Source organism: Microbacterium phyllosphaerae (genome assembly GCF_017876435.1).
Taxonomy (GTDB): domain Bacteria; phylum Actinomycetota; class Actinomycetes; order Actinomycetales; family Microbacteriaceae; genus Microbacterium; species Microbacterium phyllosphaerae.
This window is the reverse complement of the sequence record NZ_JAGIOA010000001.1, coordinates 3,515,602-3,540,859: the sequence shown is the minus strand read 5'-3', so window position 1 is coordinate 3,540,859 and position 25,258 is coordinate 3,515,602. Positions and strand designations below refer to the sequence as shown.

Below are 25,258 nucleotides of genomic sequence, written 5' to 3'. Positions count from 1 at the left end.
CCCTCCGCATCCGCGAAGGTCGCGGCTCGTGACCAATATATGGGTGAGCGGCCCCGGGGTCAGCCCGCTCGGCCCTCGGCCAGGTAACCCAGGCGGTGCAGCGTCTCGGAGTTGCGCCACCGCAGCAGGGGAGCGGTCACCGCACCCGGCAGAAGCGCCGCCGGGCCGCTGACCGGCTCCTCGTCGATGCGCACGATCGTGCCATCGCCGTGCGAGCGCACGCGTAGCGTGACCCGTGCCTCGCCGATCGGCCATCCCTTCGCGCGCATGACCATCCGATGGGGCGGATCCCACTCCTCGACCACCGTGGTGTCGTCGAGGAGAGCCGGCCAGACACCGACCGAATGGTGCAGCTCTGCTCCGGGCTGCGGCCACGACTCGTCGACATCGCGCATGCGCGAGGCGCCGACGACCCACGCAGGGTAGAGCCAGGCATCGCGGAGCACCCGGAACACGTCATCGGGGTGGCAGTTCATCGTGCGGACGTTCTTCGCCATGTCGGCCTCTTCTCTCCTGAGTGCATCGTCGCGCCCTTCGCCCGCACCGCCCAGGGGCTTGACGCGGGCGGATGTGCGGACGCGCGGATGCCCGGGCGGCGCTAGCACAAGCCCCGCCGCCGCGCCTCCCCCTGGAACAGCGGCGGTCGCTCTGCGAATGTCGGGTCATGGCACTCATCGACCTCCCCGCACGCGCCGCCCGCAGACTCGGCACCCTCGCGCACGACGACGCTCCCCACCTGCTGACCCGCGGCTATGGCTTCGGCCCGCGCATCTGGCGCAGGGTCCGACCGGGGGCGCGATCGGCGCCGATGAGTCTGCTCGGCGACGACACCATGTTCGTGCGCGGGGTCGAAGGTGTGGAGCTCTTCTATGACGAGAGCCGCATCGCGCGCTCGGGTGCCATGCCCTCGGTCGTGCAGGAGAGCCTGTTCGGGCACGGGTCGGTGCACAGCCTCGACGGCGACGAGCACAAGCACCGCAAAGCCACCTTCGTCGAGGTCGCCTATGACGACGCGCAGGTCGACCGGCTGACTCCCTGGCTCGAGCGGGAGTGGCGGAGCGAACGGCAGGCGTGGATCGACGGCGGCACGCGAAGCGCGTACGACGCGGCCGTCGGCGCCCTGGGCCGCGCGATCATGGGGTGGGCCGGAGTGCCGGGCACCCCGGCGGCGAAGACCCGGTGGGCGGCACGGCTCGCGCAGATCGTCGACGGGTTCGGATCCCCCTACTCGCCGGAGTACGTCGCGGCGCTGGCGAACCGCTGGTGGTCGGATCGGCACTCCGCACGACTCATCGAGGCCGTGCGCCACGGAGCGCTGAGCGCTGAGACGGGCACCGCCCTCGAGCAGTGGGCGCATCACCGCGACGAGCACGGCGAGCTCCTCCCCGCGCGCATCGCGGGAGTCGAGCTGCAGAACAGCATCCGCCCGATGATCGCGGTCGCACGGTTCGTCGCGTTCGCGGCGAAGGAACTGCACGAGCGCCCGGACTGGCGTGAGCGCATCGCGGCCGAGTCCGCCGAACGCGGTGCCCTGGTCGGCGGCCCGCTGTCGGTCATGTTCGCGCAGGAGGTGCGCCGCACCTCCCCGTTCGTGCCGATGCTCCCCGGGTGGGCCATCGCCGACGTCGAGCTCGACGGACAGAGGGTGGATGCCGGCGGACGCGTCGTGCTCGACATCCTCGGCACCAACACCGATGAGCGCTTCTGGGCCCGCCCCCGGCGTTTCGACCCCGAGCGTTTCCGCGATGTCGGCGACGACTACGAGGCGCTCGCCGCATTCATCCCGCACGGCGGTGCCGACGTCGCGACGGGCCACCGGTGCCCGGGCGAGAAGCTCGCGATCGCCGGTCTCGCCGCCGCGATCACGGTGCTGAGCGACCCCGAGCTGCGGATCCTCGACGAGGGCCTCGACCTCAACCGTCGTCGGCTCCCCACCAAGCCGCGCTCCGGCGGGAAGGTTCGGTCGGCGGCTGCGCCGGCATCCGGTGGGTGCCCCTTCCACCGGTGACATCGGTGCTCGGGCGCGCCCGGCCGGAGTGAGCCGGGTAGCCACGACCGGATACGGTAGGGCACATGTCACAGGCCCTCCGGACGTTCGGGCGCATCGTCGCACGGCACTGGCCGGCGCTCATGGCGTGGTACCTCGGCGGAGAGGCACTGCACCGACTGCTCGTCGAGCTGTCCGGTTTCGTCGGCGGTCACACGACGCTCGGAGGACTGCTGCTGCTGCCGCTCGCGGTCGCCGCGCGTCTCGTCTCGTACGTCGCGATGTACCTGACTGTGCGCCCGTCCCTGCCGCACAGCCGCAGGGAGGATGCCGGGGGCATCCGCGAGTTCGGCTCGGCCACGCTTGCGGCGATCCTGCCCTTCTTCGCGTTCTACACGGCGTGGGGTCTGCTCGACGTCGACCAGATCGACTTCTTCCGCATCGCGAGTGCGATCGCACTCGCAGACTCGGGGTATGACCTCGCCCAGGTGGGCGATCGAGGGGGTCTGATCGCCGTCGGCGTGCTGCCGGTGACCGTTCTCGTCGTCGCGCTGGTCGCGCGTCTGCTGTTCACCCGATTCGCCGACAGGCTGCCGCGGTGGACGATCATCCTCGCCACCTACGCCGAGGTGCTGTGGACATTCATGCTCTTCACGCTGGTCGCCCGGTGGTGGAACGGCGTGCTCGACTGGTTCGCCGAACGCGAGGCGGTCGGCTGGTTGCAGGGTTTCGGCGACTGGTTCGCCGTCAACCTCGCACCGGTGGCGGCGGTCTGGGAGGGGGCGACCTGGCTGTTCGGCATCCTCGTCGCGGCCCTCATCGTGCCCGCTGCGTGGTTGACGGTCGCCGGTGTGATCTTCGGCACGACGTTCGACTCGACGCCGTCGTTCGGGCGCTGGGGCGGGGGCGCCACCCGCGGCGCGGCGATGAGCATCGCCCGCACGCTCGTGATGCGACTCGAGGGGCTCTGGGCCGCCGTCGCGGTGATCTGGCGCGGCGGACCCCTGCTGTTCGGCGTGTATGCCCTGGCCTATGCGGCCTGGGGATTCGCCGAGCAGGCGGGAACCCGGGGTGCGCTGCAGCTCGTCGGCGGCCATGAGGCGTCGTTCTGGGCCGGGTTCTTCCCGCTGGTCACGGTCGCGGTCGCCGCGGTGGCCGAGCCTTTGCGGGTCGCCATCGTCGCGACCGCCTACGACAGTGTGATCGGACGCCCGCAGGCCGGCCTCGACACGCGTCCGTCAGGGCTCGATGACGAAGCGGGCGAGGTCGGCGTCGTTGCCCTCGATGTCGAGCAGAAACGGCCCGTCGGCGTCCTGCGGAAGCAGGAAGACGAGCAGGATGCGGTACGCGGACGCCTCGATGGTGCATGAGCTCTCGCCATCCTCGTACGAGACGTCGAGTCCGGTCCGTGAGCTGACCCAGGTGCGACCAGTGTGCGTGTCGGTGAGCGTCGCCTGACCGCACACCGAGGCGTCGGCTCCTCCGGTGGAGCTCAGCCGGACGCTCAGCGTCCGCGACCCGTCGGGCGCCTCGAACTCGCCCCACTCGGTGGGGCCCAGCTCGAGGGTCTGGCCTGCGATCTCGACGGTCGACTCGGCCTCGATCACCCGGTCAGTCGGTCGGATGCTCGGCACGACGTCGAGCCATACAGTGGCCCCGACCACCGCGGCGGCGGCGATCACGAGGGCGATCACCGCTGCGCGCTGCCTGCGCCACCAGCTCACGGGGCACTCACCCCGGAGTCGACGAGCTCGATGCTGGCGGTGCGCTCGAGGTCGTCGAGAACGAGCGGGATGGCGACGAGGTCGTCGAGCTCGGGGGTGACGTACGACGTGGTCAGGCGCAGTTCGGCGGTTCCTGTGGTCACGTCGGGCGGCAGTTCGAACGCGAGGGTGCCGACCGTGTCGATGCCCACCCGCAGAGGCGTTCCCTTCAGTGAGGCCGACGGTCGCTCGCTCGAGTGGAACACGCGGTCGCCGACCACGAGCGTGGCGAGCTGGATCGCGGAATCGACCTCGGTCGTCGGGGCCGAGGCGACGACGGTCACGATGAGCCAGTTGCCCGCGGCACTCCAGTCGGACGAGGGCACGGCGAGCTCATCGGCGAACGTCGCGTCGGAGGCCGTCGCGATCAGGGTGCGCGACGCGACGGTGTCGCCGAAGGATCCGCGCTGCACGGTCGCTCCGACGAGCGACTCGTCGTCGGGGGTCACCGCGGTGATCGCTCCGGCGGCGATCACGAGCAGGCCGCCGAGGATCCAGGGGAGCGCGCGTCTCATGGCGCCCCCGTGGGTGTGACGCTGATGCGGGCGAACGTCTCGGCCGCGCGCCAGGTGACGACGCTCGCCGATAGGATGACGGCGCCACGGCGGACCTCGACCTCGTGCACATCGAGCGAGACGACACCGTCGGGGAAGGCATCCTCCGGGACGGACCAGGCGAGCGTGACCTCACTCGGCACGCCCGGTTGCAGGATGACCTGCCCGGACGAGCCGTCGGCGCGCCAGACCGACACCGTGTCGGTCGCCGAGACTCCGCTCAGGTCGAGCAGCGGGTTCTCGGTGTTGACGAGGCCCGCTTTGGTGCGGTCGGCCGCGGTGCCGACGCCGATCGGAGCATCGGAGAGGTTCTCCATCCGCATCGTCATGACGAGCAGCGTCTCGCCGGGCTCCGCCTCGAGGTATTCGGACTCGACCTCGTCGGCGAACTCGGCATCGATCACAGTGACGGCGTAGACGGAGGCACGCGCCTCGTCGCCCACGCCGAGCTCGGTCGGGGCAGCCTGTGCCTGGGCGAAGCCTCCGATCGCGAAGACGACGAGCAGCAGCGCGATGAGGGCCGCCGCGGCGATCCAGATCCCGCGCGGGACATCGGCGAGGGAACGCACCCAGCGCCTCACGATCGCGCGCGCGGCGACCTTCGGCGCGGCGCGCTCGTGATCCCCCGTCTTCCTCACGGGGTCAGCCTAGCGAGGGGCGTTCAGGCGGTGGTGCTCACGAGCACGTCTCGAACACGTACTCCGCATGGCCGGGCGTGACGAGATCGCGGTCCCTCAGCACCATGGATGCCGGTGACTCGTCGTCGGCACACATCTCGGCGAACGTGCGAGGAAGCTCGTCGGAGTACTCGATGTCGACCACCGCGTCGCCGTAGACATCGGTGAACGCGGCGCACTCCTCGTAGGCGGCGCATTCCTCGACCACCGCGAAGTCGAAGCCGGCGCGCTCGTGGAGCACCGCCGCATCCTCCGCCGCGTTCTTCTGCCCGGCGGCCAGGCCAGCGTCGTGAGCGACGTCGACGAGCAGCGCGGCGAGGGCCAGGTTGTCGTCGAGCGTGAGCGCGCCGTCCGAGCGCGTGTACGAGTCGAGGTTGTCGAACTCCACGGCGTCGAAACCGGCATCCGCGCAACCGTCGATCCACGGCCCGACCGTCTCGGCGATGCGCTGGCGACGGTCGTCGGTCGAGCTGTCGAGCAGGGCTTCGTCGGGCCAGTCGGGGTCGAACACGGGCGTGCCGTCGCTCTGCAGCAGCAGGTCATCGGGCCACGAGTCGAGCTCGCCCGGCTGGGTCTGGAAACCGTTGACGTAGCAGATCGAGTACAGGCCGCCTGCGGGATCGTCCGAGCGATCGCGGCCGACGATGCCGACGCCGTCGGCGGGGTCGTACGCACCCCCGAGCTGATAGTCGGGGGTCGCTCCCGCGGGCGGAAGCACGAAAGTGGAGGTGGCATCGGAGGCGGTCGTCGCGCACCCCGACAGTGCGAGGGCCAGCGCGGCGGCAGCGGCGAAGACCGCCGTCGCCCGCCTCAGCTGCCCGCTCCGTACAGCGCGGCGATCTCTTTCGAACCCATACCCCGATCGTACGTGCCGTGCTGCGGCCAGCCGACCGGGGAGTCCTCCCACTGCTCCTGGCGTCCGTACGGCAGCAGGTCGACGAGCCCCTGCAGATGGCTCAGCCGCTCGGTGCCCCGCCCGTTCGTGTGCCAGGTGCGGTAGACGGTGTCGCCGTCGCGCACGAACACGTTCACGCCGAAGCCCTCGTTCGGCCCCGCGTCCATGTCGGCCCCGAACGGGCTGTCGGCGCTCGAGTACCACGGCATCCGATTGCCCACTCGATCGCGATAGGCGAGGGCCTCGTCAATCGGGCCGTTGGTCACGATCACGAACCGGGCGTCGTAGTACCGCTCGAGCACGTCGAGCCGCGTGAACTGCGAGGTGAACCCCGTGCATCCGGGGCACTGCCACTCGTTGCCGTCGCTCCACATGTGGTTGTAGACGATGAGCTGCGGATGCCCGTCGAAGACGTCCGAGAGCCGCACCGCGCCCTCTTCACCGACCAGCGTGTACTCCGGCAGCTCCACCATCGGCAGGCGTCGTCGCTCGGCCGCGATCGCATCGAGCTCTCGGGTCGCCGCCTTCTCGCGCACGCGCAGCACATCGAGTTCTCGTCGCCAGGTCTCGGCGTCGACGACGGGCGGAAGGGGCGTCTGGGTCGTGCTCACGGTGGACCTCCGGATGCTCAGAGAGACGGTCCCCTCAGTCTGCGCTCGGCCACCGACACGGTCAACGGGGTGCGTCGACGGCCTCGCTCGGCACCTCTTCGGCGGGGTTCCGGCGGATGCCGATCCACGACACGACTCCGCCGAGCACCAGGAGCGCCGCGGTGACGATGGCGGCGTTGTGGAATCCGGCGAGGTTGAGGATGCCGCCGATGATGGTCGACAGCATGGCGACGACGAGCAGGCCCGCGACGCGGGACACGGCGTTGTTCACGGCCGAGGCGATCCCCGAGCGCGATTCGTCGATCGCCCCCAGGATGGCCGAGGTCAGCGGGGCGACGGTGAGCGCGAGCCCCAGGCCCAGCACGATCATGGCGTGCAGCACCTGCCACCAGTAGTCGAAGTCCTCAGCGACGAGCAGCAGCATCAGTGCTCCCACCGCCATGATGAGCGGTCCGACGGTCATGAAGATGCGCGGGCCGAACCGCCCGGCCCACGAGCCTGCGCGCGAGCTGAGGAGGATCATCAGGATCGTGATCGGCAGGCTCGCGAGACCGGCGGCGGTGGCGCTGAGACCGGCGCCCTGCTGCAGGTACACGCCCAGCACGAAGCCGTTGAGAGACAGCGCGGCATAGACGAAGAGCGTCGCGAGGTTGCCCCACGCGAAGTCGCGCACGCGGAAGAGTGACAGCGGCATCAGCGGGGTGGAGGAGCGCTGCTGGCGGATGAGGAACCACGCGAACAGTGCGGCGCCGCCGATGCCGGGCAGCCAGATCACGGGGGACTGCCAGCCGAGATTCGGCTGCTCGATCAGCGCGAAAACGACGGCACCGAGTCCGATCGCGCACAGGGCACCGCTGGCCCAGTCGACCCGGGCGCCGCTCGGATGCTCCTTCAGCTTCAGGCGGGAGAGCAGCAGGAGGGTGACCGCGATCGGGAAGACATTGATGAGGAACACGAACCGCCACGACAGGAAGTCCACGAAGAGGCCCCCGAGCAGCGGGCCGATCAGCTGGGCGGAGGTCGTGAACGCGGTCCAGATGCCGATCGCGCGCGACTGCACGTCGGCGCGCATGGTCGCGGTGATCAGCGCCAGCGAACTGGGCACCAGCAGGGCGCCCGCTGCGCCCTGGGCCGCTCTCGCGATGATCAGGAACAGCGGATCGGGGGCGGCGGCGACCGCGACGGATGCGACCCCGAAAGCGATGAGGCCGACGCGCATCACGAGCACGCGTCCGTAGGCATCCGACAGCGAGCCCGCGAGCAGGATGAGCGCGCTGAGCGTGATGAGGTACGCGTCGACGACCCACTGCTGGGTGGTGATGCCGCCGCCGAGCTCCCGGCTGATGGCGGGGAGGGCGACCGTCACGACGGTGCCGTCGAGGAAGGTCACGAAGGAGGCCAGCACGGCGACCGAGATCACGAGCCGCTGCAGGGGCGCGAAGCGAGAGGATGCCACAGGCCGACCCTACTGCCGTCGGAGGGGCCGCGGGCGGGTCAGTCCGTCGCGCTGCTCCGGCGGTAGAGCTCGCGGAGGCCCGCGGTTCCGTTCTCGGTATACGCGTCGCGCTGGCGCCGGGCTCCGGAACCCTCGGCACGGATGCGCGCGATCCCGTCCGTCACGAAGTCCTGGTCGCCCAGGCTCTCGAGCGTCGGATGCAGCCTCAGGAGGAGGTCATCGACGATCGCCGAGGCAGGGGCCGGGTCGCCGCTCGCGGGATCGACGAGCAGCGCCTCGGGTCCGTACCTCGCCGCCGTCCACAGCGACGCATCGATCGCGTCGACGCCCAGCTCGGGCAGACCGTCGAGCGCGTCGCTCACGAGGAGCGCGCGAGTGAGGGCAGCGGCGAGCAGGGTGTCGTCGACCGTCAACTGCGCGTCGAACACCCTCACCTCGACGGTGGGGAATCGCTCCGAAAGCCGCACCGTCCACGACAGCGAGCTCGCCTCGGGGATCGCTCCCATGGCGACGAGCCGAGCGAGCTGCGCGCGATAGTCGTCGAGATCGCGGAAGTGCGGTGGGCTCCACGATGAGGGGAGTCGGCGGATGAGGATGCTGCGCCAGCTCGCGAAGCCCGAATCGCGTCCGTGCGCGAAGGGCGCGTTTCCGGTGAGGGCGAGCAGGGTCGGCAGCCAGGCGCGGACGCGGTTGACCACGCGGACCCGCTCCTCGTCATCGGTGACCTCGACATGGACGTGCAGGCCGTTGACCTCGTGCTCGCGGGTGATCTCGACGAGCTGTGTCGAAACGGCGTCGTAGTGCGCTGACGACGACACCGCGAAGCGGTTGGGGGAGATGAAGGGTGTGCCGGTCGCGCCGATGATCGCATTCTGGTCGGCGGCGTAGGTGCCGAGAAGATGTCGCGTGCGGCGCAGCTGCGCCTCGGCATCCGCTCTGTTCTCGATCGGAGCTGTCGCCGACTCGATCTGACAGGTCAGGTACTCGGGAGTGAGACCCGCGCCCACCTCCTCAGCGAGGCGTTCGCGGGTGGACGTGCTCATGGCCGTCGGGACGAGCGTCTGCTCATCGAGAAGGACGAACTCCTCTTCGATGCCGAACCGGGCCACGGAGGGCGGCCCTAATGCTCGCGCAGTGCCGAGATGAGCTCGGCCTTGCGCTTGCCGCTGTACCCGGTGAGGCCGAGCTCCTTCGCGCGGGCGCGCAGTTCGGCGACGGTCCAGTCCTCGTAGTCGCCGTGCTCTCCGCCTCGGCGTCCCACGGTGCTGCGACCCTCTTTGGCCGCGGCGTTCGAGATGCGCGCCGCCTTCTCCTTCGAGGCGCCGTCGCTGCGGAGCTCTTCGTACAGCTCCGGGTCCTTCAGGGAGTCGTTCCTGCGTCCTGGCATGTCCTGTGCTCCTCTCGCACGTCGGGAACCCCCGCGTCAAGGGGCTCTGGGGCGCAGGGGGCGCGGGTCTAGGTTGATTCACCGTAGACGGGCGCCCCCCCTGCGTCCTCAAGAAGGGAAATCCGATGAACATCCTGCTGATCATCGTCATCGTCGTCGCCGTCATTCTCGCGATCACCGGCGGACTGGTTCAGTCCCTGCAGTTCCTGCTGTGGGTCGGACTGGTGCTGCTGGCCATTGCGGTCATCGCCTGGCTGATCCGATCGATCACCGGCAGCCGCACCCGCTGACCCGAGGAGTGAGGCCCGCCGAGGCGGGTCTCACTCCTTGAAGCCGTCCCGCACGTTGTCGCCGACGTTCTTCGCGGCATCCTTGACGTTCTCTCCGGCCTGCTTGGCCGACGCCTTCGCCTGATCCGCTCGGCCTTCGGCCTCGAGCTTCTCGTTGTCGGTGAGCTTTCCGAAGCCCTCCTTGGCCTTTCCTGCGGCCTTCTCTGCTGCGTTCTTGACGTCGTCTGCACCACTCATGGGCTTCGTCCTCTCATCCGTCGGTCAATGGATCACCACCGTCGCACGGGCCCGGAATCCTGCACACGGGATTGACAACGACGACCGCGCGTGACAGACGGAATCCGTCATCGACGCAGGCCACCGCGAGGGCTAGCCTGGCCTCAGGCGGGTGGTCCTGCCCGCTCTCACCTCGGCTGCGGCCGACGACGGAGGCGGTACGAGATGGATTCGATGATGATGGGCGCGATGCGCTCGAACATGATGTCGATGCCCGACATGGCCATGATGGACATGTCCGTCATGCAGGCGTGCATGGACGCGTGTTCGGCCTGCGAGCAGGCATGCACCGTGTGCTCGACCCAGATGATGGACTGCTCGCCGGCGTGCATGAACTGCGCCGACATGTGCAACACCATGATGCGCTCGATGATGCGGATGCAGGGCATGACCCCCGCGTCGATGATGGCGATGCTCGACGCCTGCATCGCGATGTGCCAGACGTGCATGGACGAGTGCATGCAGCACGCCGACAGCAGCGAGGTCTGCAAGATGTGCGCTCAGGCGTGCCAGGCCTGCATGGACGCGTGCATGGCCGTCAAGAACATGATGATGGCGGCTGCCTGAGCAGCCTCGCATCACCCGTCGCGATCAGGAGAGCGCGACGTTGAACTGCGTGCGGCCCACGGCCAGCACGCCGTAGCGCACGTGCAGGGCGATCGGCGTGCCCGCCGGCGCCTCGAGCGCTGCGCCTGCGCCGTTCCACAGCACGTGGGCAGCCCCGTCGAGCGTGCGAACGACCAGGTCGCCCGTCGTCGCGTCTGCGTGCTCGACGATCGCGTCGATCCACTCAGAAGGAGTCGCAGAGGCGATGCGCGCCTGGATCAGGTGCAGGGCATGACCCGCCGCGAACGAGGAGCACGCGAAGCCGTGCCGGCACATGCACGCAGAACGCTCACGCACCGAGGGGGGCGAAAGGTGGTTCAGCGGCGTGGACACGGTGGTCTCCTTCATGAGCGGACGTTCCGGCAAGAGTAGGTCGGCCCCGCGGCAGAGGGAACCCGGGCCGACACGGTGTGAAACAAACGGGCGTAGACTCGCCGGGTGCTGTTGTCGATGAGCGCTCTCCGGATGCCGGATCGAGCGCAGAACGGAGCCGCAGGCGCTTTCCGCGCCGCAGGCAGAGGCTGACGATCGGCCGGAGGCGGAACATCCCGTCCCCGGGGCCACGTCGTACCCGGCATCCCGTGCGGATGCTCCCTCTCGTCTCCTTCTGTCGCGCTCCGCGGCCTTCACGAAAGCACCTCTCTCATGCGTCCCATCGACGAGCGCACCCTTCGCGCCTCCTTCCTCAACGCCTCCCGCAAAGAGGTCTCCGACCTCACCCTGCCGCCCGGCTTCGCCGAGCTCGAGTTCGACAAGCTCGACTACCTGGGCTGGGTCGACCCCAAGCTCCCTCGTCGCTCGTACGTCGTCGCGTGGATCGACGACGTGGTCACCGGCGTGATCCTGCAGCGCGCCGAGCAGCGCGTCATCGCCCGAGCCCAGTGCTCCTGGTGCGAGGACGTGACACTGCGCAACGACGTGCAGCTCTACGTCGCCCGCAAGGCGGGGCCCGCCGGCCGCAAGGGCGACACCATCGGCACCCTCGTCTGCACCGAGTTCGGATGCTCGAAGAACGCGCGGGTGCTGCCGCCCCTCGCCTACGACGGGTACGACCGCGAGCTCGCGCGGGAGATGCGGATCGTCAGGCTGCAGGAGCACGTCGCCGCATTCATCGCCGCGGTGAAGGGCTGATCCGCCTCACACGATCTCGAGCCGAGCCACCGTCTCTTCGTCGTCGCAGGCCCCGCCGACCCAGAGGCGGATCGTCCCGGCCTCGACGCGCTTCACGCCGTCGAGGCCGGTGAAGGCGAGCCGATCGATCGGCACGTCGAACTCGACCACGGCCTCGGCGCCCGGGGCGAGCGTGACCCGTCGGAAGTCCACCAGCTGGGCGACCGGGCGGGTCACGCTCGCGACCTCGTCGTTGGCGTAGAGCTGCACGACATCGGTCGCCTCGACGCGGCCCGTGTTGCGCACCCGCACGATCGCGCGGAAGGCCTCTCCCGCGGCGACGGTCGCGGGCACCGTGAGATCGTCGTGCGTGAACGTCGTGTAGCTGAGCCCGAATCCGAACGGCCGAGTCGGAGTCGGGTCGGCACTCGTCACATCGGTGCGTCCGCCGAGCACCGGGTGCAGATACGAGTACGGCTGCGCACCGGCCGATCGCGGCAGTGACACCGGGAGCCGCCCCGACGGAGCGACGCGGCCACTCAGCAACCCGGCGAGGGCAGGCGCGCCCTCCTCTCCCGGGAAGAACGTCTGCAGCACGGCTGCGGGGAGGGCAGCGGGAGATGGAGTCGCGGCGCCGGCGGCATCCACCACTCCCAACCCGGTCGTCGTGCCTGCCGCACCTGCGCGCGGTGGCAGCGCCCAGTCGAGCACATAGGGGCGCCCCGTCATCGTGATCAGGATCACCGGGGTGCCGGTCGCGACGACCGCCTCGACGAGCTCGCGCTGGATGCCGGGGAGCTCCAGGTCTTCCACGTCGTTGCCCTCTCCGACCGTGCCGCGTCCGAACAGACCGGCACGGTCGCCGACCACGACGATCGCGACGTCCGCCTGCGCCGCCGCCTCGACCGCGACGGGGAGGGCTGAGCGGTCGGTGCCCTCGACATCGCACCCGGCCGTGGTCGTGAACTCGGCGCGGGGGAACTCGGCGCGCAGCGCGTCGACGACGGTGGGCAGCTCGATACCCGCGGGGGTGCCCGGGTGAGTGGCGAGCACGTGGTTGACGAACGAGTAGCAGCCCATCAGCGCCTCGGCGCTGTCGGCGTTGGGGCCGATCACCGCGATGCGCGACGCGGTGGCCGTGTCGAGCGGAAGCGCTCCGTCGTTGCTCAGCAGCACGACGGATTCCTCAGCGAGCCGTCGGGCGAGCGCGCGGTGCTCGGCCGGGTCGAGGTCGATCGCGGTCGGCGGCGTGCTGAAATCGGCATCCAGCAGTCCGAGCGACTCCTTCTGCCCGAGCACCCGGCGAACCGCCTGATCCAGGACCTCGGGCGCCAGTCGTCCGTCGCGCACCTGCGCGGCGAGCGTCTCGAACGCATCGGGGGAGGGCAGTTCCACATCGATCCCCGCCGTGATCGCGAGACGCGCGGCATCGGCGGAATCGGCGGCGACCCGCTGCATGCTGTGCAGGAAGTCGACCGAGAAGTAGTCCGAGACGACGACGCCGTCGAAACCCCAGCGTTCGCGCAGGATGCCGGTGAGATAGCGCGGGTCCGCGGCGAGCGGCAGCCCGTCGATGTCGGAATAGGAGTTCATCACGCTGCGTGCGCCGCCTTCGCGCACCGCCATCTCGAACGGCGGCAGAAGCACGTCCTCGATCTCGCGCTGTCCGGCACTCACCGGAGCATGGTTGCGTCCGGCTCGCGATGCGGAGTATCCGACGAAGTGTTTCAGCGTCGCGTGCACGCCCTCGGACTGCAGCCCGCGCACGTAGGCGGTGCCGACGGTGCCGACGACCAGCGGGTCCTCGGCGATGCACTCGTCGACCCGTCCCCAGCGGGGATCCCGGATGACGTCGAGCACGGGTGCGAGCCCCTGATGGATGCCGAGAGCCCGCATCGACGAACCGACCGCCGCCCCGACCTCCTCGACCAGCGCGGGGTCGAACGAGGCGCCCCAGGCGAGGGGGGTCGGGAAGGTCGCGGCCTTCCACGCGGCGAGACCGGTCAGGCACTCCTCGTGCACGAGCGCCGGGATGCCCAGTCGTGTCTGCTGCTGCAGTCGGCGCTGTTCGGCCCACAGCCATGCCGCCCGCTCGACCGGGTCGACGGGCCTGGTGCCGTAGACGCGGGTGAGGTGGCCGATGCCGTTCGCCGACGCATCCTCGTAGCGCGTGGAGCTCTTCTTCTCTCCTGACATCGGCGCGACGACCTCGACGCCCTGGTCGATCCAGTAGCCGACGAGCTGTGCCTGCTTCTCTTCCAGGGTCATCCGGGCGAGGAGCCCCTCGACGCGGGGCGAGCGGGTGGGGGAGCCGGGGGACTGCGGCATCGTGTTCTCCTTCTCGATCTCTTCGGCCGGGGGCGTCGCGGGTGCGACCGGCTCAGCCCTTGACAGCACCGGTGAGCCCTCCGACGATGCGCCGCTCGAACAGGCTGAAGAAGATCAGCGCGGGGATCATCGACAGCGAGGTGAAGGCCAGCACCTTCGCTGTGTCGACCGAGTACTGCGAGGCGAACGACTGCACCCCGAGCGGCAGGGTGAACGCCGCCTGGTCGTTGAGGATGAACAGCGGAAGCAGATAGCCGTTCCAGCTGCCGATGAAGGCCAGGATGCCGGTCGTGATGACGCCCGGCAGGGAGAGCGGCAGCACCATCCGCCAGAAGAATCCGAGGCGACTGCATCCGTCGATGAACGAGGCCTCCTGGATCTCGTCGGGGATCGCCCGCAGGAACGGCACGAGGATGATGATCGTGGTCGGCAGGGCGAACGCGATCTGCGGCAGGATGACGCCGCCGAGCGAGTTCATGAGTCCGAGGCTGCGCACCACGATGTAGAGCGGGGTGATCGCGACGGTCAGCGGGAACATCAGTCCGGCGGCGAAGAACGCGTAGAGCACCCCGCGTCCCGCGAACCGATAACGAGCCAGCACATACGCGGCCATGAGTCCGAGGGCGACCGTGCCGACGGTCGTCGCGAGGGCGACGATCGTCGAGTTGCCCACCAGGCGCCAGAACACGTCGCCGGTGAGCACGTCGATATAGTTCGACACCACCCACGGCTGGGGGAGCCCCGCCGGATCCGTCGTGATCTGGGCGTTCGTGCGGAATCCGCCGGTGATGATGTACGCGATCGGCGCCAGCATCAGGCCGATGGCGATCAGCGCGACGAAGTACACGGCGGGGTTGGCCCACGGCAGCCGAGCCTTCGCGGTGCGGCCTGAGCGGCCCGAGCGGCCGGGCCGCTGGGTGACGAGTACCGAGGTGGCGGTCATCGGACCAGCTCCTTCTCGAGTTCGGGTGTGGTCGGCTGCGGGTCGACCGGATGCCGTGACCTCTTGCGTGATGTCGGGGCACCGGTGAGCGCGCCGTCGGTGTCTCGGCGCAGCACGGCGCGCTGGTAGATCAGCGCGACCACGAGCGAGATCAGGAAGAGCACGACGGCGACCGCGTTTCCGTAGCCGTAGTTGCCGGCGTTGCGCCCCTCCGAGACCATGTACGTCGCCATGGTCGAGGTGCCCGCGGTGGACGCGATGTACTGACCCCAGATGATGTAGACGAGATCGAACAGCTGCAGCGAGCCGATGATCGACAGGAATGCCCAGATGCGCAGCGTCGGTGCGAGCAGGGGCAGCGTGATGCGCCACTGGATCTGCCAGTACGACGCGCCGTCGATCGCCGCCGCCTCGTGCAGCTCCTCGGGAATGCCCTGCAGGCCCGCGAGGAAGAGGATGACGGCGAAGCCGATGTACTTCCACGTGATGATCGCCATCAGCGTCCAGATCGCGATGCCCGGATCCGACAGCCAGTCGGTCGCGAGGAATCCGAGTCCCATGTTCGTGAGCATTGCGTTGAGCGCGCCGTTGGTCTGGAGCATCAGACTCCACCCGGTGCCCACGACGACCTCGGAGATCACGTAGGGGACGAAGATCAGCACCCGGATGAGCGACTGTCCCCGCATCCTCCTGTTCAGCAGCAGCGCCAGCAGGACGGCGATCGGTCCCTGCAGCACGAGGGAGAAGACCAGGATGAAGCCGTTGTGCGCGAGCGCGTCGTGGAACAGGGGATCCTGGAGGATCGTCAGGTAGTTCTTCAGTCCGACGAACTCGGTGGGAGGGCCGTACCCCTGCCAGCTGAAGAAGCCGTAGTACGCCGCCATCAGCACCGGGAAGATGACGAAGGCGAGGAAGACGAGCAGGGCGGGCCCGGCCAGAAGGATCACTTCCAGCCGGGCGCCCTTCTCACGCTTTCGCTGCGGCATCCTGCACAGCCTTGACGAGATCCTTCGCAGAGCTGTTGCCGGCGAGCAGGTCGACGACCGCGACGTTGAGAGCGTTGCCGACGTTCTGCCCGTAGACCGTGTCGAGCCACTGGGTCGCGTACGGTGCGTCGTTGTACGCGGCGAGGATGTCCTGCAGGTACGGCTCCGTGACGGCCTCCTGTGCGACGGTGTTGACCGGCGGGGCGTTGAACGCCTTGTAGTACTCGGTCTGCACCGCGGACGTGCCGAGATAGTTCAGGAAGTCGACGCAGGCGTCGGGCGCATCGACCGAGCACGAGTAGCCGTCGACGCCGCCCATCATGGACCCGGGTTCGCCGTCGCCGCCGTCGACCTCGGGGAACGGGAACCAGCTGAGGTCGGCCAGCGGCTTCTGGTCGGGGGTGAGCGAGCCGATGACGCCGGGGTTCCACGCGCCCATCAGCTCCATGGCGGCCTTGTGGTTGGCGATGAGGCCGGCCGAGCTGCCGGCGCCCTGCTGCGCGGGGGTCGTCAGGAAGCCGGAGTTGAACGGCTCCGTCTCGGCGAACGCCTGCAGATCCTCGCCCGCGCGCACCCAGCAGTCGTCGCTGAAGTCCATCTCGTCCGCGGCCGTGGCGAGCGTGTCCGAGCTGCACTCGCGCAGAGCAAGCCAGTAGTACCAGTGCGCGGCGGGCCAGGCATCCTTCGCGCCGAGGGCGATGGGGTCGATGCCCGCGGACTTCAGCGACTCGGTCGCAGCCTCGAGTTCGTCGAGGGTCGTCGGGTTCTCGGTGATGCCCGCCTCGTCGAACAGATCCTGGCTGTAGAAGAGACCTCCCGGCAGCACGGCCACGGGCATGGCATAGACCTTGCCGTCGAGGCTGCTGGCCGAGTACGCGGCATCCGGGATCTCGTCCTTCGCTCCACCGGCGATCGAGTCGGTGAGGTCTTTGAGCTGGCCGGCCTTGACCATCGCGGCCATCTTGCCGCCGCCTCGCTGCAGGAAGATGTCGGGTGCGTCGCCCGAGTTGAGTGCGGTCTGGAGCTTGCCGTCGAGGTCTTCGTTCTGGATCGACTGGATCTCGATCGTCACGCCCTCGTTGTCCGCCTCGAAGTCGGCGACCGTCTTCTCCCAGAACTCCACTCCGGGGCCGGTCGTCGAGTTGTGCCAGAGCGTCATGGTGGTGGTGCCGTCACCGCCGCCACCGCCGTTCGTGTCGCCGGTGCAGCCCGAGAGCGTGAGCGCTCCGACGGCCAGCACCGACACCGCTGCGGCGAGGGGGAGCCTTCTGCTGTTCATGTGATCGTTCTCCTCATCGAGATGTGCGCACCGCGTCGCTGCGGTCGCCTGCGGCAGCTCGGGTGAGACCGCAGTGGGATGCAGTCTTCAGTCGGCAGGGACGATCGTCAAACGTTTTCGAAAACAGTTTCCGCGGGACTGCGAGCGGGGCTACGCTGGCGTCTCATGGGGGCTCGGACCACGATCCACGACGTCGCGAAGGCGGCCGGAGTCTCGGTGTCGACCGTCTCGAAGGCGGTCAACGGACGATACGGGATCGCGGACGCCACGGTGCGGCGTGTGCTCGACACCGTGAAGGAGCTCGGCTACGAGTCGAGCCTCGTCGCGAGCAGCATGCGGGCGCGGCGCACGGGGGTGATCGGGGTTCTCCTCGCCGACTTCGAGCCGTTCAGCGCGGAGATCCTCAAGGGTGTCGGTGCGGCCATGCACGACACGGGCTTCGACCTGCTCGCCTACGCGGGCTCGCACCACGGCGCGAGCGACGGCTGGGAGCGGAGGTCGCTCAGCAGGCTCTCCGGCACACTGATCGACGCCGCGATCATGGTGACACCGACCGTCGTGAACGCCGGCACCGAGATTCCGGTCGTCGCCGTCGATCCGCACACCGGCCGGGCAGACCTGCCGACCGTCGAATCCGACAGCTTCGGAGGCGCGCTCGCCGCCACCAGACATCTGATCGAACTCGGCCACCGGCGTATCGGGTTCCTCGCCGGACGGCCCGATCTGCGGTCGGCGGGGCTGCGTGACGCCGGGTATCGACGTGCGCTCGCCGATGCGGGCATCCCGCTCGACCCTTCGCTGATCGGCATCGGCCGCTACGAGCTCGAGGCGACGCGCGAGTCCGCGAGGGTGATGCTCAGCAGCGACTCGCGCCCCACGGCGGTGTTCGCCGCGAACGATCTCTCGGCGATCGCGGTCATCGACGTGGCCCATCAGCTGGGTCTGCGCGTGCCCGCGGACCTCTCGGTGGTCGGTTTCGACGATGTGCCAGAGGCGACCAGGCGGGCTCTGCCGCTCACCACGATCCAGCAGCCGATGCGGCGGCTGGGCGCGGTGGCGGCCGACATGGTGTTCACGCTGCTCTCGGGCGGCGAGATCGACGAGATGAACGTGATCCTGCCCACGCGACTGGTCGTGAGGGCTACGACGGCCGCGCCGCCGCGGTGACGTCCCGCGCATGTTGCCACGCGGCATCCGCGAGTTCCGTCGACAGCCGCGTGAACTCGGCGACGCTGCGACGCCCCGGCCAGTCGGCCGGAAGCATCGACGGGGGCAGGCCAGGGTCGACGTACGGCAGCACCCGCCATCTGTCGATGAGCTGCACGTAGGCGGCGAACGGTTCGGAGGGAAGCGTCGTCAGGGACTGCTGGAAGGCGAGGTGTTCGGAGCGCAGCGAGTCGAGGTCCCACCACTCGGCGGCGGCCTCGGGCAGCGTGCGCGGTGTCGTCGGAGCGCCTGCTTGGAACAGCGTCACCCAGGCGCGGGCGTCGAGCTCGGCGACGATCTCGAGGACCTCGTCCTGCAGATGACCGGGGCAGATCCACAGTGCGGGCGACACGACTCCCGCACCGATCCACTGCAGACGGCGGCGCAGTTGATGGCGGATGCTGCGCGCGCTCTCGGGGATTGAGAACGAGATGAGGCACCATCTGTCGGCATCCGTCATCTCCCTCATCTCGAAGATGCGGCGATCGCCCCGTTCCAGCATGGTGACGGCATCAGGGTTCAACCGGTAGCCGACGGCGTGCCCGCGCTCGGCGAGCAGCAGACCCTTCTGCTTGAGACGGGTGATGCCGGTGCGCGCCTGCGCCGTCGGGATGTCGAGGTCACCCGCGAGCGACACGAGATCGGCGGCCGAGATCCAGCCGCCGATCGGGCGCAGATACAGTCCGACGATCGTGCGGAGAAGGGAGGCCGTGCTGCCGGGCCGCGCATCGATGTCGTCGAGCACGGGGTTCTCCACGACCTCCCCGGAGGGCTCAGCGGTCATGCGACTCCAGCGCATCGCGCACCGCGAGCACGCCGGTGAGCGTCTCGACGTGCGACGTGCTCAGCGGTGAGAGACCCAGGCGGATGCCATCGGGGAAGCGGAAGTCCGGGATGATCCCGTCGGCCCACAGGCGCTGCGTCACGGCGCGGAAATCGGGGTGTCCGATCGTGACGTGGCCTCCGCGCAGCTCGGCGTCGCGCGGGCTGAGCAGGCGCACGTCGAGAGGCGCGAGGAGCTCGTCGTAGGCCCGGACGGCGAAGTCGGTGAGTGAGACGGCCTTCGCACGGACGGCCTCGATCGAGGCCTGCTCGATCAGGTCGAGCATCCCCTGCATCGCGACCATCGAGGTCACCGGGGGAGTGCCGCTCAGGAGCTGGCGGATGTCGCCCGCCGGCACGTACTCCGGACCCATCGCGAAGATGTCGGCGGCGCTCCACCATCCCTGGATCGGCTGCCGCAGCGTGCCCTGATGCTCCCGCCGCAGGTATGCGAACGCGGGAGACCCGGGGCCGCCGTTGAGGTACTTGTAGGTGCATCCGACCGCCATGTCGACACCCCACGCGTCGAGCTGCATCGGGATGATGCCGGCCGAGTGGCAGAGGTCCCACATCATGAGCGCGCCGACCTGATGCACGGCATCCGTGATCCCCGGCATGTCTGCCAGGGCCCCTGAGCGGTAGTCGACGTGGCTCAGTGAGACGAGCGCGGTCTTGTCGGAGATCACGGCGACCACATCGGCGATCCGCACGCCGAGTACGGGGTCGGGTTCGATCCAGCGCACGGTCATGCCCGTCTCGGCGGCGACGCCCTCGGCCATGAACCGATCGGTCGGGAAGTTGCCCGCCTCGATCACGAGCTCGGTGCGCGTCGGATCGGCGGTCGCGGCGGCGCGCATCAGCTTGTAGATCAGCACGCTCGTCGAATCGGCGACGACGGTCTGACCGGCGGCGGCGCCGAGGGTGAGGCTGCCGATGCGGTCTCCGAGCTCCATCGGCAGCGCCATCCACTGCTCGTCCCACGAGCGGATCAGTCGGGTTCCCCAGTCGTCGCGGACGAAGGCGGCGAGCTTCTCGGGGGTGTCGCGCAGCGGACGGCCGAGCGAGTTGCCGTCGAGGTAGGCGCCGACACCCGGTGCGTCAGCGAACGCGGCGAGGTGGGCATGCAGCGGGTCGGCGGCGTCGAGCGAGCGCGCTGCCTCGAGCAGAGCGTCATCGATGCGGGTGGAGTCGCGGGTGTCGGTCATGTCATGCCTTCAGATCAGCGCTGGTCAGCGGGCGGGCGAGAGAGGGGTCGGTGTCGTGGCCGGTGTCGGCCGGAGTGCCGGAGTCGGCGTCGGTGTCGGTGCCGGTGCCGGTGCCGGTGCCGGGAAGGAGGAGGAGCAGGGATGCGGGATCGAGCGGATCCTGCGGTGCGAGCGCGCGCAACAGGTCGGTGCCGGTGACGCCGGCGGCTCGCAGCGCGGTGAGCTCTGCCGTGTTCACGCCGACCGGGGTGGGGCCGTTGCCCATGTCGGTGCCGTAGAGCACCGTGCCACCGGCCGCGTGGAAGCGGCGGACGTTGTCGACGGCTGTCTTCTGGGCGTCGCCGTCGTGGACCGACAGCGTCGAGATCCACGAGACGGAGACCGCCTGAGCGGCGATGTCGGCGTCGTCGAGGCGCTCGGTGAAGGGTGCGTGCGCGAGGAATGCGGCGCCGAGGCCTGCCGTGCGCTGCGCTTCTCCGGCGCCTTCGGCATGTGAGACGACCGGAAGTCCGCGCTCGGCCGCGGCGACGACGATCGCGCGGAACAGGTCGTCGGTGAAGACGGGGCCGGCGGCGCTGTTGCTCGTGACCTTGATGCAGGATGCTCCGGCATCCGCCATCTCGGCGACGGCACGCGCGGCCGCGGCGGCGTCGGCGATCTCGCGGACGGAGCCGGCGGGTGCCCAGTCACGGTCGCTGGGGTAGCCGCCGACCGGGGTGAGGAACGCGCCGGCGAACTCGACGGTGACCGCGTGTGGGGTCGAAAACGCACCGCTCACCTCACCTCGCTCGCTCTGCGGGGTCGAAAACGCACCGTAAACCCTCGATTCGGGTGCGTTTTTGACCCCGCCTGGGAGGTCGGGTGCGTTTTGGTCTCCATGGATCGGCGCTGCGGGGAATGCGCGGGCGGCGATCGTGGCGATGACGGCCGGGTTCGCGCCGAGATCGACGACGCGACCGAGTGTCGAGCCGTGCAGCAGAGCGTGGTCGACGAGCTGCAGATGCACGTGGTGGTCGGTGAACCCGCCGACGATCACGCCGTCGAGGCGGGGCAGATCGCGCGCGGGGGACTCCTCGCGCAGCAGCATCCGTCCGTCACGCAGCTCGACGATCCCGTCGCGCCATCCCTCTCCGTCGAAGAATGTGGCGGCGTGCATCAGCCGCCGATCTCAGTGCGCACGGTGTACAGCTCGGGGAAGAACGTCAGGTCGAGTGCGCGCTGCAGGAATCCGACTCCGCTCGAGCCGCCGGTGCCGACCTTCATGCCGATCGTGCGGGCGACGGTCTTCAGATGGCGGAAGCGCCAGAACTGGAAGTTGTCCTCGAGGTCGACGAGGTCTTCGCACGCCTCGTAGAGGTCCCAGTGCTGCTGGTGATTCTGGTAGATCTCGCGGATCGCGGGCACCAGCTCGGGGGTCTCGCGGTAGGGGAGGCGCACGTCGCGGTCGAGGATCTCGGCAGGGATCGGCAGGCCGCGGCGAGACGCGTAGCGCAGGAACTCGTCGTACAGGGTGGGCTTGTGCCACTCGGCGGTGAGCAGCGCGAGATTGGCGGGGTGATCGCTGAAGACGCTCAGCATCTTCTCGTTCTTGTTGCCGAGCGCGAACTCGACAGCGCGGTACTGCACCGACTGGAAACCCGAGGAGTTGCCGAGCGCGCCGCGAAACTGCGCGTACTCGGTGGGAGTGAGCGTGGCGAGGATCGCCCACTGCTGGGTCATCACATCCTGGATGCGCTTGACCCGCGCGACGCGCTTCAGCGCCTCGCGAAGGTCATCGCTCGCGAGCAGCTCGCGGGCGGACGACAGCTCGTGCAGCAGCTGCTTGAGCCAGAGCTCGGTGGTCTGGTGCTGGATGATGAACAACAGCTCATCGTGGTGCTCGGGAACGCTGACCGGGTTCTGCGCGGTGAGCAGCTGGTCGAGCGACAGATACGACCCGTAGGTCATGCGTCCGGACAGATCGGTGACGATGCCGGCCTCGAGCTCGCGCTCGTTGTTCTCGGTGCTCATGGGTCGCTTCCTGTCGTGGGGGACAGGAAGAACATATAACAATCGTGCCGAGCGTCACAATAGTGAAATGTCCATGCCCTCAGGGTAGACCCGGGGCCCGCATCGTCACAGCCTCGGCGTGCGTGGAGGAGCGGTGCGTCGCTCGCCCGGTGCCCCGATCGCCTCGAAGCAGGCCGCGAGGCGCAGCAGTGCGGAGTCGTCATAGGCGCGACCGGCGAACGTCAGGCCGATCGGCATGCCGATGTCTGCCATGAGGCCCATCGGTACCGTGACGGTCGGGATGCCCAGGTGACGCACGGTCAGGTTGCCGTTGGCGATCCAGGTGCCGTTGCGCCAGCCGAGATCAGCGGACGCCACGTTCACGTCCATGTCGGCGGGCCCCACGTCGGCGACCGCCGGGAAGACGACGGCATCGAGCTCGTGCTCGTCCATCCACGCCTCGAGGTCGATCCGACGTGTCTCTTCGAGTCCGCGAAGGCCGTCGCGGAGTTCAGGCATGTCCGCGAATCCGACGCCCGGGTTGTCACGCACCCAGCCGGGGTACTCGGCGATGTCGTCGTCGAAGCCGGTATAGCGGTCGGGGAGCGCCCCCTCGGGGTGCGGGAAGATCGACGCGCCGTCGACCTCCGCGAGCGTGTGCAGCTGGGGGTCTCCGTTCGCCTGCAGGAAGTCCTCCCAGCCCCACGCCGACAGATCGACGATCTCGCGCTGCAGGTACTCCGCAGACACCAGCCCGCGGGTCGCGATCGTGGGCGCACCGGGTCGGTCGCCCTCGTAGTTCGACACCACGGGGAAGTCGACCTCGACCACCGTGGCGCCGGCGCCCTCGAGGTCGCGGCGCGCGGCGTCCCAGCGAGCGACCACCGACGAGCGGGTCTCGATGCGCTGCCCCGTGGGGCCGCCGATTCCCGGCTCGTCACCCGTGCCGGCATCCGGATCTGCGTTGATGTACATGCGGGGGATGCCGATGCGCGCGCCTCGGAGCGCCGCGCCCGCGTCTTCGAGCAGTGCCGGATAGGACTCCGGACGCACCTCGGACGACGACGGCAGCGCCACCCACGGCTGGGCGCGCCAGAAGTCACCGCGCACCTCGGCGTCATCGGCGACGATCACGTCGAGCACCTCGAGCAGGTCTGCCATGGTGCGCGCGTGCGGCACGACGACGTCCATGGTCGGGACGAGCGGCCAGTTGCCGCGCGTCGAGATCACGCCGCGTGAGGGTGTGTACGCGCACAGCGCGTTGTTCGTGGCGGGCCCGCGACCGCTCGACCACGTCTCCTCGCCCAGACCGAACGCCGCGAAGCTCGCCGCCGTCGCGGTGCCCGAGCCGTTCGATGATCCGGAGGCGAAGGGCGCGGTGAGATAGCCGGCGTTGTAGGGGCTCTCGGCGCGGCCGTAGACACCGCGCTGCATGCCGCCGTTCGCCATCGGGGGCATGTTGGTCAGCCCGAGGCAGATCGCGCCGCCCGCGCGCAGTCGCTCGATCGTGAACGCGTCGCGCTGTGCGACCAGGTCGGCGAACGCGGGGCTTCCGGCGGCGGCGGTGAGTCCGCGCACCAGGTAGCTGTCCTTGGCGGTGTACGGGATGCCGTCGAGCGGGCCGAGTGTCTCGCCGCGTGCCCGGCGGGCATCGGATGCCGTGGCCACGGCGCGCGCATCGGGGTTCGCGACGACGACAGCGTTCAGCGCCGTCTCCGTCTCTGGCTCGTCGTAGGCCGCGATGCGGGCGAGGTAGGCGTCGACGAGCTCGACGGCGGTGGCTGCACCGGTCTCGAGCGCTCGCCGCAGATCGGCGATCGAGGCCTCGACGACGTCGATCATGAGTGCACCGCCACGCTCGGCTGCTGCTGGGTGATGCAGTGGATGCCGCCGCCGCGGTCGAAGAGCGGGCGGGCATCGACCGTGACCACGCGTCGACCCGGATAGGCGTCGGCGAGGATCTCTCTGGCCGTGGCGTCGGCCTGCTCGTCGCCGAAGCCGCAGGCGACCACGCCGTCGTTCGTCACGAGGTGGTTGACATAGCTCCAGTCGACGAAGCCCTCCTCGTCGCGCAGCGTGGCGGGCGCGGGCAGGTCGATGATCTCGAAGCGGCGGCCGGCGGCATCCGTCTGCTGTGCGAGGTGCGCGCGCAGCTCGCGTGTCACCGCGTGGTCGGGATGGTCGGGGTTCGCCTGGTCGTGGAGCAGCAGGCGGCCGGGAGAGACGAGGGTGGCGACGATGTCGACGTGCCCGTTCGTGCCGAAGTCGTCGTAGTCGCGGGTGAGTCCGCGGGGCAGCCAGACGGCCTTGGTCGCGCCGATCGTGCGAGCCATCTCGGCCTCGACGCGCTGCCTGTCGGCGAAGGGATTGCGCCGGGGGTCGAGCTGCACGGTGTCGGTGAGCAACACGGTGCCCTCGCCGTCGACGTGGATACCGCCGCCCTCGTTGACGAGCGTCGAGCTGACGAGCTCTGCGCCGACCGCGCCCGCGATGACTCGCGCATGTTGCGCCGCCTTCTGCCACTGCGCCCAGGCGGGGGCACCCCAGCCGTTGAAGATCCAGTCGACGGCGCCGAGAACGCCGGGGCGGTGGTCGTCGATCACGAAGGTGGGGCCGGAGTCGCGCATCCAGAATTCATCGACGGGCGCCTCGACGATGTCGATGCCGCTGCCCAGCATCCGCCGGGCGCGGGTGATCTCGGCCGGATCAACGATCATCGTGACCGGCTCGAACTCGGCGACCGCGTGGGCGACGGCCGTCCAGGTGACGTAGCCCTCTTCGCGCTCGGCCGCGGTCTCGCCGAGGGTCGGCCCCTCGGCGGGGAACGCCATCCAGGTGCGGTCGTGCGGTGCGGTCTCGGCGGGCATGTGCCAGGCCATGATTGTCTC

Annotated in this window: 26 protein-coding genes; 6 read left to right on the top strand and 20 right to left on the bottom strand. The window is 69.5% G+C overall.

From position 1 onward, the window contains the following. Positions 1 to 59: 59 nt before the first annotated feature. Entirely contained in the window at positions 60 to 497 is a 438-nt protein-coding gene (locus JOF42_RS16820) for an SRPBCC family protein (RefSeq protein WP_210098853.1), read from the bottom strand. A 167-nt stretch (positions 498 to 664) separates the two neighbouring features. Between JOF42_RS16820 and JOF42_RS16815 the strand changes: the two genes are divergently transcribed. Then, complete coding sequence (locus tag JOF42_RS16815; RefSeq protein ID WP_210098852.1) at positions 665 to 2,008, top strand: cytochrome P450; 1,344 nt, start codon at positions 665 to 667, stop codon at positions 2,006 to 2,008. A 65-nt stretch (positions 2,009 to 2,073) separates the two neighbouring features. Next, positions 2,074 to 3,357 (top strand): hypothetical protein, encoded by a 1,284-nt coding sequence (locus JOF42_RS16810; RefSeq protein WP_210098851.1) that lies wholly within the window; start codon positions 2,074 to 2,076, stop codon positions 3,355 to 3,357. Between the two features lie 350 nt (positions 3,358 to 3,707). Here JOF42_RS16810 and JOF42_RS16805 read toward each other — a convergent pair whose 3' ends face one another. The 7 genes from JOF42_RS16805 to JOF42_RS16775 form a co-directional block, all read right to left on the bottom strand. Further along, positions 3,708 to 4,265 (bottom strand): hypothetical protein, encoded by a 558-nt coding sequence (locus JOF42_RS16805; RefSeq protein WP_210098850.1) that lies wholly within the window; start codon positions 4,263 to 4,265, stop codon positions 3,708 to 3,710. Further along, positions 4,262 to 4,942 (bottom strand): DUF4352 domain-containing protein, encoded by a 681-nt coding sequence (locus JOF42_RS16800; protein WP_210098849.1) that lies wholly within the window; start codon positions 4,940 to 4,942, stop codon positions 4,262 to 4,264. The genes JOF42_RS16805 and JOF42_RS16800 overlap by 4 nt, the downstream gene beginning before the upstream one ends. A gap of 37 nt (positions 4,943 to 4,979) precedes the next feature. Continuing rightward, positions 4,980 to 5,795 (bottom strand): endo alpha-1,4 polygalactosaminidase, encoded by an 816-nt coding sequence (locus tag JOF42_RS16795; protein ID WP_210099253.1) that lies wholly within the window; start codon positions 5,793 to 5,795, stop codon positions 4,980 to 4,982. Next, positions 5,792 to 6,487 (bottom strand): DUF899 domain-containing protein, encoded by a 696-nt coding sequence (locus tag JOF42_RS16790; RefSeq protein WP_259162387.1) that lies wholly within the window; start codon positions 6,485 to 6,487, stop codon positions 5,792 to 5,794. The genes JOF42_RS16795 and JOF42_RS16790 overlap by 4 nt, the downstream gene beginning before the upstream one ends. Before the next feature lie 61 nt (positions 6,488 to 6,548). After that, on the bottom strand, positions 6,549 to 7,943 hold the full coding sequence (locus JOF42_RS16785; protein WP_210098848.1) for an MFS transporter: 1,395 nt from the start codon (positions 7,941 to 7,943) through the stop codon (positions 6,549 to 6,551). A gap of 38 nt (positions 7,944 to 7,981) precedes the next feature. Continuing rightward, positions 7,982 to 9,052: a carboxylate-amine ligase gene (locus tag JOF42_RS16780; RefSeq protein WP_210098847.1), complete on the bottom strand. Its 1,071-nt coding sequence runs from the start codon at positions 9,050 to 9,052 to the stop codon at positions 7,982 to 7,984. A gap of 11 nt (positions 9,053 to 9,063) precedes the next feature. Next, positions 9,064 to 9,330: a DUF7218 family protein gene (locus JOF42_RS16775; protein WP_210098846.1), complete on the bottom strand. Its 267-nt coding sequence runs from the start codon at positions 9,328 to 9,330 to the stop codon at positions 9,064 to 9,066. A gap of 125 nt (positions 9,331 to 9,455) precedes the next feature. Here JOF42_RS16775 and JOF42_RS16770 point away from each other — a divergent pair, with 125 nt between their 5' ends. Then, complete coding sequence (locus tag JOF42_RS16770) at positions 9,456 to 9,620, top strand: hypothetical protein (RefSeq protein ID WP_210098845.1); 165 nt, start codon at positions 9,456 to 9,458, stop codon at positions 9,618 to 9,620. Between the two features lie 30 nt (positions 9,621 to 9,650). On the opposite strand, the gene JOF42_RS16765 is transcribed toward JOF42_RS16770, so the two are convergent. Continuing rightward, a complete protein-coding gene (locus JOF42_RS16765) occupies positions 9,651 to 9,857 on the bottom strand; it encodes a CsbD family protein (protein ID WP_210098844.1) in 207 nt (68 codons plus the stop codon). Between the two features lie 204 nt (positions 9,858 to 10,061). Here JOF42_RS16765 and JOF42_RS16760 point away from each other — a divergent pair, with 204 nt between their 5' ends. After that, the gene (locus JOF42_RS16760) at positions 10,062 to 10,463 is read left to right on the top strand and encodes a four-helix bundle copper-binding protein (RefSeq protein ID WP_056313102.1); all 402 of its coding nucleotides are present in this window, start codon (positions 10,062 to 10,064) and stop codon (positions 10,461 to 10,463) included. Positions 10,464 to 10,487: 24 nt separating this feature from the next. On the opposite strand, the gene JOF42_RS16755 is transcribed toward JOF42_RS16760, so the two are convergent. Beyond that, positions 10,488 to 10,835: a hypothetical protein gene (locus tag JOF42_RS16755; protein WP_210098843.1), complete on the bottom strand. Its 348-nt coding sequence runs from the start codon at positions 10,833 to 10,835 to the stop codon at positions 10,488 to 10,490. Positions 10,836 to 11,147: 312 nt separating this feature from the next. On the opposite strand from JOF42_RS16755, the gene JOF42_RS16750 reads away from it, so the two are divergent. Continuing rightward, the gene (locus JOF42_RS16750) at positions 11,148 to 11,633 is read left to right on the top strand and encodes an FBP domain-containing protein (protein ID WP_210098842.1); all 486 of its coding nucleotides are present in this window, start codon (positions 11,148 to 11,150) and stop codon (positions 11,631 to 11,633) included. 6 nt (positions 11,634 to 11,639) lie between these two features. Here the strand turns inward: JOF42_RS16750 and JOF42_RS16745 are convergent, their stop codons facing one another. The 4 genes from JOF42_RS16745 to JOF42_RS16730 are packed head-to-tail and all read right to left on the bottom strand — an operon-like array spanning position 11,640 to position 17,148. Continuing rightward, the gene (locus JOF42_RS16745; protein ID WP_210098841.1) at positions 11,640 to 13,940 is read right to left on the bottom strand and encodes a beta-xylosidase/alpha-l-arabinosidase; all 2,301 of its coding nucleotides are present in this window, start codon (positions 13,938 to 13,940) and stop codon (positions 11,640 to 11,642) included. Positions 13,941 to 13,992: 52 nt separating this feature from the next. Further along, positions 13,993 to 14,883, bottom strand: a complete 891-nt coding sequence (locus JOF42_RS16740) for a carbohydrate ABC transporter permease (RefSeq protein ID WP_210098840.1) — start codon at positions 14,881 to 14,883, stop codon at positions 13,993 to 13,995. Next, positions 14,880 to 15,869, bottom strand: a complete 990-nt coding sequence (locus JOF42_RS16735) for a carbohydrate ABC transporter permease (protein ID WP_245340836.1) — start codon at positions 15,867 to 15,869, stop codon at positions 14,880 to 14,882. The genes JOF42_RS16740 and JOF42_RS16735 overlap by 4 nt, the downstream gene beginning before the upstream one ends. After that, positions 15,850 to 17,148, bottom strand: a complete 1,299-nt coding sequence (locus JOF42_RS16730; protein WP_210098839.1) for an extracellular solute-binding protein — start codon at positions 17,146 to 17,148, stop codon at positions 15,850 to 15,852. The genes JOF42_RS16735 and JOF42_RS16730 overlap by 20 nt, the downstream gene beginning before the upstream one ends. A gap of 165 nt (positions 17,149 to 17,313) precedes the next feature. On the opposite strand from JOF42_RS16730, the gene JOF42_RS16725 reads away from it, so the two are divergent. Beyond that, complete coding sequence (locus JOF42_RS16725) at positions 17,314 to 18,315, top strand: LacI family DNA-binding transcriptional regulator (RefSeq protein WP_210098838.1); 1,002 nt, start codon at positions 17,314 to 17,316, stop codon at positions 18,313 to 18,315. On the opposite strand, the gene JOF42_RS16720 is transcribed toward JOF42_RS16725, so the two are convergent. From JOF42_RS16720 to JOF42_RS16695, 6 genes are all read right to left on the bottom strand, one after another. Then, complete coding sequence (locus JOF42_RS16720) at positions 18,290 to 19,138, bottom strand: PaaX family transcriptional regulator (protein ID WP_210098837.1); 849 nt, start codon at positions 19,136 to 19,138, stop codon at positions 18,290 to 18,292. The genes JOF42_RS16725 and JOF42_RS16720 overlap by 26 nt on opposite strands. After that, on the bottom strand, positions 19,128 to 20,381 hold the full coding sequence (locus JOF42_RS16715) for a kynureninase (protein ID WP_210098836.1): 1,254 nt from the start codon (positions 20,379 to 20,381) through the stop codon (positions 19,128 to 19,130). Before JOF42_RS16715 ends, JOF42_RS16720 begins: the two co-directional genes overlap by 11 nt. A gap of 1 nt (position 20,382) precedes the next feature. Continuing rightward, positions 20,383 to 21,537, bottom strand: coding sequence for an amidohydrolase family protein (locus tag JOF42_RS16710; protein ID WP_210098835.1), 1,155 nt, complete (start codon positions 21,535 to 21,537; stop codon positions 20,383 to 20,385). After that, positions 21,537 to 22,391: a tryptophan 2,3-dioxygenase gene (locus JOF42_RS16705; RefSeq protein ID WP_056313088.1), complete on the bottom strand. Its 855-nt coding sequence runs from the start codon at positions 22,389 to 22,391 to the stop codon at positions 21,537 to 21,539. Before JOF42_RS16705 ends, JOF42_RS16710 begins: the two co-directional genes overlap by 1 nt. Positions 22,392 to 22,496: 105 nt before the next feature. After that, the gene (locus JOF42_RS16700; RefSeq protein ID WP_210098834.1) at positions 22,497 to 24,212 is read right to left on the bottom strand and encodes an amidase; all 1,716 of its coding nucleotides are present in this window, start codon (positions 24,210 to 24,212) and stop codon (positions 22,497 to 22,499) included. After that, entirely contained in the window at positions 24,209 to 25,249 is a 1,041-nt protein-coding gene (locus JOF42_RS16695) for an agmatine deiminase family protein (RefSeq protein WP_210098833.1), read from the bottom strand. Before JOF42_RS16695 ends, JOF42_RS16700 begins: the two co-directional genes overlap by 4 nt. Positions 25,250 to 25,258: the final 9 nt, after the last annotated feature.